The 12,722-nt window shown below is 41.9% G+C and carries 8 protein-coding genes; 2 read left to right on the top strand and 6 right to left on the bottom strand.

Features of this window, described 5'->3' with window-relative positions; translation table 11 throughout:
- Positions 1-240, bottom strand: a complete 240-nt coding sequence (locus IEY67_RS24745; RefSeq protein WP_221267848.1) for a zinc ribbon domain-containing protein — start codon at positions 238-240, stop codon at positions 1-3.
- Between the two features lie 271 nt (positions 241-511).
- On the opposite strand from IEY67_RS24745, the gene IEY67_RS24740 reads away from it, so the two are divergent.
- Both IEY67_RS24740 and IEY67_RS24735 read left to right on the top strand, forming a co-directional pair.
- Positions 512-1,492 (top strand): aldo/keto reductase, encoded by a 981-nt coding sequence (locus IEY67_RS24740; protein WP_183672521.1) that lies wholly within the window; start codon positions 512-514, stop codon positions 1,490-1,492.
- Between the two features lie 64 nt (positions 1,493-1,556).
- The gene (locus IEY67_RS24735) at positions 1,557-2,375 is read left to right on the top strand and encodes a helix-turn-helix domain-containing protein (RefSeq protein WP_122373346.1); all 819 of its coding nucleotides are present in this window, start codon (positions 1,557-1,559) and stop codon (positions 2,373-2,375) included.
- A 25-nt stretch (positions 2,376-2,400) separates the two neighbouring features.
- Here IEY67_RS24735 and IEY67_RS24730 read toward each other — a convergent pair whose 3' ends face one another.
- The 5 genes from IEY67_RS24730 to IEY67_RS24710 all read right to left on the bottom strand — a co-directional run bounded on the left by IEY67_RS24730 (position 2,401) and on the right by IEY67_RS24710 (position 12,722).
- Positions 2,401-3,156: a class I SAM-dependent methyltransferase gene (locus IEY67_RS24730; RefSeq protein ID WP_183672520.1), complete on the bottom strand. Its 756-nt coding sequence runs from the start codon at positions 3,154-3,156 to the stop codon at positions 2,401-2,403.
- A 116-nt stretch (positions 3,157-3,272) separates the two neighbouring features.
- Entirely contained in the window at positions 3,273-3,803 is a 531-nt protein-coding gene (locus IEY67_RS24725; protein WP_183672519.1) for a hypothetical protein, read from the bottom strand.
- A 139-nt stretch (positions 3,804-3,942) separates the two neighbouring features.
- Positions 3,943-9,921, bottom strand: coding sequence for a T9SS type A sorting domain-containing protein (locus IEY67_RS24720; RefSeq protein WP_183672518.1), 5,979 nt, complete (start codon positions 9,919-9,921; stop codon positions 3,943-3,945).
- Positions 9,918-11,564: a FimB/Mfa2 family fimbrial subunit gene (locus tag IEY67_RS24715; protein ID WP_183672517.1), complete on the bottom strand. Its 1,647-nt coding sequence runs from the start codon at positions 11,562-11,564 to the stop codon at positions 9,918-9,920. The genes IEY67_RS24720 and IEY67_RS24715 overlap by 4 nt, the downstream gene beginning before the upstream one ends.
- Positions 11,565-11,576: 12 nt before the next feature.
- A complete protein-coding gene (locus IEY67_RS24710) occupies positions 11,577-12,722 on the bottom strand; it encodes a FimB/Mfa2 family fimbrial subunit (RefSeq protein WP_183672516.1) in 1,146 nt (381 codons plus the stop codon).

The raw sequence follows: 12,722 nt of genomic DNA, 5'->3' as shown, positions 1-12,722 counted from the left end.
TTATTTACTCCATCTTTTTAATTGTGGGAAAAAGGAGTTCATGTTATCGAGCGCAGCTTTTTCATCAAAAGCAGGGTCGCCTTTAAACAATTCTTTCATATGTCGTAAGCTGATCTCTATCATTTCATTCATAGTCACATCTTGTGTAAAAGTTCCATCCTTATAGCAGTAAATACAATAGTCGTTATTTTTACTGTTATCCGTGTTTGTTCCAATTACCTTGTCATTTTCAAGTGGCATACCACAACTCTGGCAAAATAGTTTGTTCACAATGTTCTACTAATTAGGTTTATAATTATTATCAGATATCGAATAAATCTATATTACTCTCTAACTGTCTACAAAGCTAACAATTATTTAAGAATCAGCGATGATTACATCATATTTCCTCTGCCCTTCTTTTGTGTAATAGCCCTCACAGCAAAAACAGTTTGTCCGCACAGCAAAGTCCGAATCATTCCTATCCCCTACTTTTGCCAACAGATATAAAACCTATAAACAAAGAAGTAATATGAAGAAAAGAAAAATCGGTGCAGCAGGACTAGAAGTTTCGGCTGTAGGTTACGGATGTATGGGATTAAGTCATGGTTACGGTGAAACTCCGGAGAAAGACGAGGCTATTGCTTTAATGAGAAATGCTTATGAATTGGGATGTAATTTCTTTGATACGGCAGAAGCCTATGGTGCCGGAGAGAATGAGAAACTGGTGGGCGAAGGCATTGCTCCGATCCGGCAGAATATCATTCTGGCTACGAAGTTCAGAATATATCCGGATGAAGAAGTTTCTACGATGCCCCAATTGATGAAGGCCGTGGAATCGCATCTGGATGCGTCGCTGAAACGCCTCAAAACGGATTATGTCGACCTTTATTATCAGCACCGTGTCAGCAAACAGATCCCGGTAGAAGCGATTGCCTGGTGTATGGGCGAACTGATAAAGAAAGGAAAGATACGGGGCTGGGGGCAATCGCAATCCACTGCCGAACAAATCCGTCTGGCACATGCCGTCACACCCATGACAGCCGTGCAAAGCGAGTATTCCATAATGGAACGCACATTCGAGAAAGAAGTCATTCCTGCATGTGGAGAGTTAGGGATTGGTTTTGTTCCGTTCAGTCCGCTGGGCAGTGGTTTCCTGAGTGGGAAATATACTCCTGCACAAGAATATAAAGGTGATGATGTGCGCCGGGTAATTACTCGTTTCGAGAAAGAAAATATGGTAGCCAACCAACCGTTACTCGATCTGCTTCATCTGTTTGCCCAGGAGAAAAATGCAACTCCGGCTCAGATATCTCTCGCCTGGATGCTGTATAAATATAAATTCCTTGTTCCGATCCCCGGTTCACGTAAACCGGAACGTATCGCAGAGAACCTGCATGCAGCCGATCTCGAACTAACTCCCGGAGAGTTTAACCGGATCGAGACGGAGCTCGCCAATATTGAAATCCACGGTAACCGGACAGACGAAGATATTGCCAGGCTTTACCAATAAAACTTAGTACAAATTCCTCCTTTTGCGGATAAAATCGTATTTTCGCCTTCAAACAATAATAGATATGGAAGACAGACATTTCATCAACTACTCCAACATCTTTCTTAATATGAAAGTCAGTGAGGACACGATATGCGATCTCGGCATACCGGAGCATTGCCTGCTTTATGTTTATTCCGGTCAGGTCGATTTCCGGGAAGACAACCATTCCATTATAGTTAGTGCCGGGGAATGTGCCTTTATCCGCAAAGGGCATCGGATAAAAATGACTAAATACAGTGATAAGAATACACAGGTCTATCAATCCATCCTTCTGAATTTTCCCCGAAAATTCCTGTTGGAATATTACCGCCATCAGGGTAAAGATAAATTTCCGGAAACAGCCAGACGGAGCAAGACAAGTATCCTGAAAATACCTTCACGCCCTGATGTCACAAGTTTGTTTGAGTCCATCTTCCCTTATTTCAGTTCATCCGACACACCCGATAAGGAGTGGTTGGATATGAAACTGAAAGAAGGGTTATATGTCGTACTGAAATCCAATGCCAATGTTTACGCCTCCTTATTCGATTTTACCGAACCCTGGAAAATAGACTTAATGGGATTCATGGAGGAAAACTATATGTACGACCTGTCTATGGAAGAACTGGCGACATACACCGGACGAAGCCTGACAGGCTTTAAGAATGACTTCCGGAAGGTAAGCGAACTTACTCCGCAGAAATGGATCATCAGGCGACGGCTGGAAACCGCCCACGAGTTGATCGCCAAGCAACATTATAAAGTCAGCGAGGCAATGATGAATGTCGGTTTCAAGAACCTGTCACATTTTTCAAGGATTTATAAGGAGGCTTACGGGTTGGCCCCCAGTGCCGGCAGATAACGTAAATAAAGCGTTCGTATCAGAACTAACACCGGCAAACGAATATCTGTTTTTCCGAATCATCATTAAATGCTTCCCCGTCAAATCCTCCGTATTTGTGAATAATATTAAAACCGTTCCATTCCAAATATGAATCCAATTCTTGCGGGAAAAACATTCTCATATCCAGATTTTGATTCGAATTGAACTTACCATTAATAAAGTAATGCCATTCGATTCGATTAATCTGAGTCGTATTTTCATATCGCATTGTTTGCTTTATCAATACTTCTCTTCCATCGTCTGTTGTATATGCAGCAATTTCCATCGGTTCTTTTTCACCTTCTACGATATATCGAATATTCGGATTAAAGCAATCCAACAGAAATAAACCTCCGTCTTTGAGATGATTTTTAACGACACTGAATGCCTTAAATAAATCTTCATTTTTATATAAATGATGGATTGAATTAAATGGAATAAAAATAAGGTCGTATTTTTCCTGTAAATTCAAAGTCCTGATATCAGCTTCAATAAAAGGAATTTCCAATCCTGCTTCGGATGCTTTAATCTTTGCCTGGTCAAGCATTGAAGAAGTATAATCAACCCCGGTAATATCATACCCGTCCTTTGCTATCGGAACAGTAAGCCTGCCTGTGCCGCAACAAAGTTCGAGTATTCGGGTCTCCTTACCTTTCGGCAGCCACCGTTTATAAAATTGCAAATCTGTCAGGTCGGTATTCATGCCATCATAAATATTTGCATCATAAATTAAATCGCCTACTTTATAATCACTATTCATCTATGTCCTCCTGATTTATAGTTTTATGTTTTCATCTATTGTTGTTTCATATTACTATGAATTGATCGTAAAGATACAGTTAAAAAACAAAATAAAGGAGATAATCAGCGAACAGATCAGCATGGTTTCTTACCTTTGTTTTTCATTACCTCTTTATAGTCACAATGAAACTTATCTCCCGGATCACTACCTAAAAGCGTCTTGTCATTCAATCGGAGAAGATCCTCCGAAGTAAGGATTTGTGTCCGTAACTTATCACCCAGATACCCGACCGACCAGGAATAAGGAAAAACCAGCGACAAAGAAAAGGCTAAATGAAGAAAAGAGGGATTCGGGCTGTTCTCCGGATTTTCCAGTTGCCCGATAAAACGCTGAATAATCCCCGGTTCCTGCAAGTCGAACTGTAACGTGCCGAGTACAGTACTTTCCAGCAGGAAGTTTAGAGTACGCTGCCAGTCACGGGTAAACAGGTGGGTCAGAAACAAACGGTAGCGCACATCCATTACGTCCCATTCACAAAAGGCTGCCTTATAAGCTAACTGGAGATAATGCAAACGCCGGACAGGGGGTAACTCGTTCAGGATTTTTTGAAACTTTCTCACCGATGGGGTCTCTTTGCCGAAAAGGGCTTTTAATTCTTCGTACATTGTATTGTATGTTTTACCGGCAAGGATGAATTCCCTTGCCTGCCCCGGCTGACAGCTGACAGGTACGGAAAAAATACCGGCAGGACTGATTCAATCCTGCCGGTAAACAACTTTATTTATGTAAAATGTAGGAATGCGTTTAACGTACCTGTAATTTCACTGTTTTTATAGCCGTCTGGCTTTCGGCACGAATAATGTAAATGCCTTGAGGCAAGTTGAAAGAATGAACTGCCTGTCTGGGGAAGAACGAACGTACCACCTGGCCGGAAGGTGCGACTACCTGAATCTGCTTCAACGGCTCCGTTGCACTGACAATTACTTCGCCTCTTACTACGGAATAGATCGAGATATTATTGCCTTCGATGGCTTCATTGCCGGTCGGCATATCGCCCGAACGCAAGAAGTAGCGTCCGTGTGTCGCGCCGGTCAGGTTCAACGTATAGCTGTCACCGGTCAATACCTTATTCTCTTTGGTCTTTGCGTCGTAGAGATAAAGTGCGGCAGGCAGGTTGCTGATGCCTTCGATAGTCAGCGCCACTTCGTCCTTGTCGGAGGCGGTGTAGACACCTAGCGGAATATTATTGATAGTCTTCACGGCGTTGACTCCGGCAGCCCGGTCACCGGCAATGGTGTAGATCTGTGGTATCTCCGTTAGTTCCGAATCGAGCAATGTGATGGCATCCTTATCACTTTCGTAAGCGTTACTAGCGTCATCGCGTTGCGTCAGGAAAGCGATGCTTCGCTTCTCTCCCTTCTCAGCCGTCAGACGGAGAACCGGGTGGGAGGCGGTGATGGAGGAACGGAGGGTGGCGCGGGATGTTTCGTCATCAGACTTCATCATACTTGTAGAGAATGTGACTGTCTGTGTTGTTGTTTCTACGGTCAGACCATCCTTCAACTCCACAAAGAAAGCTTGCATTGGGGGAATTTCAGTCAAACTTTCGCCTGTATTCCAACCATTAACTAAATCTGGAGTTCCAACTATAGCTGTTCCTCCATTTAATGTCCAAACTTTATTTGCCAACATTGTATTTTCCGCAAAGAAACTTTCAAGACTTAACGGATACATATATGGATTACCTAACAAGAAATGTTTACCATCGCCATCGGCATCACTGGCATTATCATCACTAGATAATGTGACAGTGATTTCGGCTCCGTCTGCTAATTTACCACCATTTGTTTTTGATAAAGAAGTAGCTGCTTTTGTCTTCAACTCTTCATACGTATAGCTAACATCTTCTTTCGGCAAACGAACCAAAGCCTTATTTTCATCATTCGTAAAGTCTTCTACACTTGCATAGAAACCTTTACCCAAAGCATAAGGTACATTTACATCATTGTATTCAACACTCCAGTTGGATTTGACAACGCTGTAAAGTGTACTTAGGTCTCCATCTGCATTTGTGTAAATATTCACCCCTTTATCCCAAGCTTTCTGATAGAAAGATGGATTTTGACGATCATTTTCGGAATTTGGTGCATTCTTTGAATAAGAAATCGGATCAAACGCATACGTTGTCTGCCTACCTGTTCCTTTCGGAGCATACATATCACCGGCATATACATCCTTAAGCGGAGAAGCCAGCCAATACTTGGCATCCTTATCCATCTCAAATTCTACGCGAGCGGTGTTGTATTTCAATTCTTGCTGACGTTGTAATTGAGCACCGGGTTTGAAGTAGATTTGGTCAACTTTGTTGCCGTAGTAAGGGACGATAGACCATTTGTCAGATTTATCTGTACCATCTGTAATTTCGCCATCCACTGCCATGTCGTATTGGATATTGGGGGTGACACCGGATTTAGAAGTTGCATCAGTAGCTGCATCCAAATTCATACCATCTGCTCCAAAGTTCAATGTATGCTTGCCTGTTCCAGTAACAAAAGTTGTTTTCTCTTCTCGTAATGGCAAAACACTTGCTTTACCATCAACAATCTTCTCCGGATTAACTGTTACCTTCGTAAAGTATAATGGGGAGAAGGCGTTTTTGATATCATCTGTTCCATTAGCATCATCTGTTGATGTTCCTGCATCACCATCCTTATACAACTCTCCTTTCGTTGACTGCTCCCAGTTGTTATCGTTGTACCAGAGGCCGTTGGCATCGCCAGACCAGGTTAGGTATTCGGGGACGATTTTGATTGCCAAGGTTGCGAGCCCGTCGCATTCATTACTAAGAATATTACTACCATCATATTGTACAAATGGAATATTCAAATGATATTCTATACCCTCTTTGAAGTTTTCTTTCGCAAAATTATTCCATTGGAAAGTTATAGTTCCACCAGCTTCAGTAACATTTAATGCAGTGATTGTTCCTACAGTTGTAACATTTCCTGTATTCACATTTGTCCAAGTAATATTTGTATTACTACCTTCTCTTAAAGAAGTAGCATCATCTGCCATTTCTACATTACTACGAACAGGGACTGTTAATGATTTTCCACTTTCAAGATGGAGCAGCCCCAAACGCAAATAAGCTATACCACTTGCCAAATCTGTATCATCTCCTGTATTGTTAAATCCTGGATATAGTAGTGGTGAGTGATCTCCTACTTCTCCGAAGTCCACAGGAGATTCTTCTGTACAATAGTGTATATTCTGATCTGCCGGATTAGAGACATAAGGCATTGCTACAATTTCATCACTCCTTACAATCATTGTGAAAGTTTCATTTGCAAATTTTCCTGTTTGCAAAAGTCCACGCTGAATCAAGTCGATTAGAACCTCCTTTATGTTACCAACCGAAGAGGACCATTCTTCCAAAGCATCAACTGATATAACGCCTTTGGGATTATTAACAGCGTTTCGATATTCAGATAGGGCTTCTTTTAAAGTTAAAGATTTATCATCTGCCCCTTTAATCTCCAGTGAGGAATAGCTAGGTATTCCATCCTCTCCTTCCCCTTCCATAGGACCTAGATACCAGTCAAAAATATAGCCATCTTCTACCTCCAATTTTGTGGGTTCCTCACTACCTTCTTCCCATTGTAATAAGTAAGCAGATAGCTGTCTCTGATTGCCGACGCATAAGGCTGCCTCATGCTGAGTTCCTGTGATGATATTGATTTGTACAACACCTTGCACCTGGAATGGAGAAACCAACTTACATTTACCTACAGGGCTTACTTCTGTCGTATTTACTCCTGCTACTTCTTCTGCCGTAAAGATCATAACATGGTATTTACCATCATGTTTAACAGTCGTCCCATTTGAATCGTATTCAAAGCATTTCAAATCTGTATTATCAACATCTATCGTACTGATATGAAGCGTACTCCCATCTGAACTAAGCCAAGGATAGCGAATGCGAGGGATATGCAAACGGTGGTATAGCTCTATAACATTTTGAGTATATTTGGCTAACTTGTTATCATCCCAACTACCTACATTTGGAGAAGACGAGGTGTTATCAACCAAAGCTGTGAGATCCAAGAGTTCTTGCGACGAACCATCATCTGACAGATTCAAGAACTGCATAGCTTCAGTAACAGTCATCTTGAAAGAGCTTCCATTTCCCAAGGAGACATCAAATTCAGCATCGGGATTCTCTTTATTTGTAAATTGGTCATAACTCTCCTTTACGTGTTGATAATCAGAATTATAGTCTATCATTGCCTGAATATTCATATACCTTTCAGCAATTAAAGCTCTTTCGGCACTTCTCGGCATTAACTCAAGTTTAGTTGTCAATGAAACACGGGCGGCATGTACTGCTTCCGGCACATTTCCTAGGGCATCTTTGTTTATGGCAACCCAATCATAATCACGATTTTGCGTTTCTGGATCGAAGTTGTCCAAAAAAGCAAAATAGAAGTTTCCGGAATACACATCATCTTCACCATTTATGACTCCTCCTTCTTTCAACCCCATCAAGCCATACCGATACTTTCGAGTAGTATAATCGCCCAATATTTCATTTTCTCTCTGTTGGCTCTCTAGTACCGGCTGATCTTGATCCCAATTCATATTAGCGAATAGGGTCAATACGTCAGTTGTTACTTCCAGCGTTGTGGCATCACAATCGTTGATGCGCTCTACACGTATATCTGGCAATGAGCGATAAATTCGAATATCATCAATCGCGTAGTCAGCACCACCGGAGTGGCGACAGTTATTAGCTAACTCCAACACATACGATTCATAAGTATCTTCCGTTGCTGAATAGTTGAAATAAAAATAGATTTGTTGCCATTTTACTGTTTGTCTCTGCGGATCGTTAGTTTCCGGTACATTCTTAACAGCTCCTGTATAAAACTTATTCAGAATTTCTTCTTCGCCACTATCTTTTACTCCTTTAAAAGTCAGTCCCACATCTGCACTTAAACCATAAGTACCACCCAAATTACAAACCCATGCTGTAACCAACAAACGAGTGTTAGGACACAAATCCTCATTAAATTTCAACTTGGTTATAACACCTGCTTCATCCGCAGCATCTACATATAAGAAATAACCAAATCCATCTTCATAATCTTCAGGTCTCTCTTCTTCGAATCTACTATCAGCAAGTTCTTTATTGCGGTCTATCACTTCATGATTATATACACTCTTAAAATAATCTGTATAGTTAGTTTGAGATACACCCTCATAATTCAAAGTTCTATACAATCCATATTCTCCTCGACCTGCCGATTTTCGACCTTCATCTCTATTCTCTGAAGGATAAGTATATGCATAAAAAGATTCGCTGTTTGTAAAAGGGGTAGAGCGATAGTTATTATTAGAACTAAGATTAGTCTCTATTTCTTTTTTCTCCCCCTGCTCTCCATCAAATGTTTCACTAGCCAATAAAGTATAATGCTTATTTATATAAGAAAATCTTCGCTGATACAGAGGATCATCTTCATTGTTTATATCACATAGTTCCTCTTGTGTCATCGGATCAGAATGAGGTTCCAAATAAACTGTAATGAGAGAAACTGGATACCAAGTATCTCCACCCTCTGCCGCCACTTCGGCAGTCAGATAAAATTTTTGTTGACTTGATGAATTCTCTTCATTGTAATTAAAATAGAAATTCAAAATACTTGCCACAGATCGATTTTCGTTTGCCGCCAAATTCAAGTCTGTTTTTTGTTCTTGTATTGTATATGAAGCCGTTTTCTTGTTCTCCCCATAAAATTCAATATTCCCCTGTGACGGATAACCATTCTCGTCATACGCTCTCCAACGTACTTGTCCCGCTTCTGCATAGTTACCGCCTGACGGTACATAATAGTTTGTCAGCCTCTCAGCAAGACGGTAACTCGTACCACGTGTCATAGGTGTATGAATAACTGGAGTCTCAATGAAATATGTACCTGGATTGTTACGATAAGCTTCCGGCAAGGTTGCATCTACATTGATAAGCCATTTGCTAGTCCCCATCACCTCTCTGTTATTCTTCAATTTATCACCTCTTTCTGCCCCATTTTTTATTTGGTAGCGACGTATTACTGTTAACTCTGGGGATTGTCTGCTCCTATCTACAGTCCATGAGGTCGGCAGGACAGAGCTTGCCGAACATTCTATTATTTCATTACCATTTATGGTATTATTTTGATATGTGATATAACAAGTACTGGCAAGTGTAGAATAAGAATTATTCAAATTATCACGCTTATGGGTAATATCTCCAATTACATTATCTCTGCTACTCTTTGTTACGGTATAGCAATAAGATGTATTACTATCATCGCTATTTCTAAACCACGCAAAAGCATTTTGGTATTCAACTAATCTGTAATTGCCATCAGACCAGAAATTTTTGGGTTCATCATCCGACCATTCCCAAGCCCCTCCTACTCTATAATTAGGTCTATAGCCCTGAGGTCTTGTCAAATTTGCTTTGGGATTTTGGGTGTTACTCAAATTCCTCCACGAAATAAACCCATCTATATTATCTCTCGTATAAGCATACTGGAAATAGATGTTTTTAGGGACATTAGGTAAAGCATAAATGACTTCTTCTGTAGGCTTTATTCTATCACCTGTATTAGTAAAGCTTATAGTAGTACTCTCATGGTCGTCTTCCACAGTATCTTGTCCATAAACCAAACCTCCACTTCCACCTATTAATAAAGTAGATGCAAGTAATATCTTACCCAACTTATTTATATATCTTTTCATCATGCCTTACCTCCTTTCGTTGTTGTTTCTCCTCCTTCATCGGTTGTTGATTCCGGAGCGTTTGTTATGTTTATTGTGTAGGGGATTTCGATTTCTCCTTCTTTTGTAAAACTTTCATTTTCATTTTTCCCATATTCTACAATCAATGTCAGTTTGATAGTTGCACTTGCCGTTTTTGCCAGTTCTTGCGTACGGATTGTAAAGGAACCTGACTTTGATTTATCTGCAGCAGAACCTGCTTCAGACACAGCAGGGTTATCGAATGTATATATTGTTTTACTTTGCGTTAACTCTGTGTTCGTTTCTCTATCAAGCAACAGGTTACCACTTCCGGAGTGAGCTGGTATCAACATATAATTACTAAATTTCTCTGTTTCGGGATTAGCTGGATTTTCTTTATATTTAATCTTCCACACTTTTCCGGATACAGGATCACTCAATGCATAATTAATAACCAAATCTCCCGCACTCTGCAAATAGTGAGTGATAGGAGTAAGAATCTGGATAGAGCTTCCCACACCAAATTCATACTTTGTCGGGAATACGCCAATTGGTAGGCGCATATCTCCGATGGTTATCGTTCCATCCAATTCTGTTACCATCAATGGAATTTCCAGCAAGTCGTTGCGACGAACAAAATCGAAATTAGTTTCTCTTTCTATAGTCTCCCGGCCCTCTATATCCAAATTCAGAAGCAAGCCTTTTGTCTCATTAAGTTTTGTAAACAGAGTTTCTTCAACATAACAACTGTAGGACTGTGTTTCAGCATCTTTCGCTATTTCCTCACCCTGATCATCCAATAATACATAAGAATATGATGTTTCTGCATAATCATCCGATTCAAAAGGCGGTCCTTGATTTTTATTAGGATAATTTACTCCATTAAACTCCAAATACTTATTTTCACCCCAAGGCAAAAAGTTAATCAATCCATTACGCCTAAACTTTCCCAGTGTAAGATTTTTGACCGTTATAGCTTGATCCAAGCTATTACTTATAGTTACCTTCACTTTCCCAATCATACGAATCAGTGGAATCTCCAATTGGGAATCTTGGGTAATAGCCTGCTCCTGAGCGTAGCTACTCATTGGGATAAGTTGTTTTGCTTCAGATGTCGGTGTATTAAACTTGGCAGACAAATCACCGACATTGACTGTTAAATCTTTTATATATGCTTCTCCCTTTTCTGGATTTATAATATTATCTTTTATGCCATCCCCACTCTCCAAACTACCTAAGTTTGCAAAAGCATAAAAGTTATATCTCCCCGTCGGCAATTGCATTTCCAATGATGTCTGGGAATCTTCGTCATCACTATTATACAGATTACCTAGTAAATGCCCTGCATAAGTACCATTTTCGTCATAAGCCACCACAATCCAGTCCGAAATATTTCTTTCATACGCAGATTCTTCTTCTTTGGTAGCCCAATCTGTCGAAACCTCCTCTCCACTAGCTCTTGTTATCGGGCGCAGAGAATTAGGTGCCTGCAGCGAAATCGTCACCGTGCAAAGCTGCGGTTCGTCGGGGAGGTCGGGGGTGCCGCTACCGCTTTCCTTGCTACAGGAGGGGGAAAGCAGCAAGAGCAGTAGCGTGAAGGCTACTGCTGCTGCTTTGTTATATAATATATATGTATAGTGTTTCATTGTATAATTGTTTTAAAGTTCACCTTGGTTCAAACGGATGACCCAATCTTTTACCTGGATTTTGAAGCAGGCGTAGCCGACGATTGTCGGGTCTTCAGGGGCGGGATCGGGTTTAGGATCCGGATCCGGTTTGGGGTCAGGTTTATCAGGGTCTTCGGGATCTGGCTTTTCAGGGTCAGGGTCTTCGGGGTCAGGTTTCTCGGGATCCGGATCTTCAGGGTCCGGACAGTCGGGACAAGTTACCGGGGTCATGAAGAAGATGATGGAGTACTCGTCCTGGCGGTCGAGGTATTCCTGAGCCGAGATGCGGTGGCCTTCCATTTTGGTGAGGAGGAGGTAGTTGTTGAGGTTGACGTTCAATACGTCGTTCTCCCATCCCTCATGGCGCACGATGAGGCGGTAGTTGCGGCCGTCCATCAGACGCATGGTGTTGAGTTCGGCAACGGCGACAAACTGAGAGCCGATGGTGGCTCCTTCGGTCGGGTCGGCACCGATCTGCACGTTCTCGGTGTAGTAAGGCAGATAATGAATTTCGGGGTCTTCCAATAGGCTGTTGTCGTAGTCCATATAGCCGTTGTCGGCTACAATTTGGAAGGTGAAATTGTTTACGTCCATGTCCTCCCCCATCACGTTTTGGAGGACGACACGCAGCTTGTTGGTGTTTTTGGCCAGGCTGACGGTTTTGCTTTCGGGCACGTCACGGGTCACCACCAATGTGTCGAGGCCATGCCAGAGGGCGTCCAGTTCGTTGGGCTGGGTGGCGTCGGCGTTGCGCAGGGTGCGTGCTTTAATATCTTTAATAGTCGAGGTGCCGGCAGTCAGTTGGGGCAACTCGTAGCTATCGGCTTTGAGTCCGGCCCAGGTAAGGAGCTGGTAGGTGCCGGGTTCGAGGTCGAGTGCGATGGAGCCGTCGGTCAGTTCCGCCTGGTTGATTTGCCGCTGGTAGAGGAAGTTGCCAGCCTCGTCGCAGAAGAAGAGCGTCAGTTGGTCGACTTCCTGCTGGAAGGCGTCGGCAAATTTCATGTTGTAGTCGTATTTAAAATGCAGACGATACTCGCAAAGCGGCAGCGAGTCGTCGTGTATCCAGTCGCAGGCGGGCAGTCCGATAAGGGCTGCGGCGCAGAGCAGCTGTTTACAGGTATGCAATAAATTATTCAT

Source organism: Parabacteroides faecis, assembly GCF_014647375.1.
GTDB lineage: Bacteria > Bacteroidota > Bacteroidia > Bacteroidales > Tannerellaceae > Parabacteroides > Parabacteroides faecis.
This window is presented reverse-complemented; position numbering and strand designations above follow the sequence as displayed.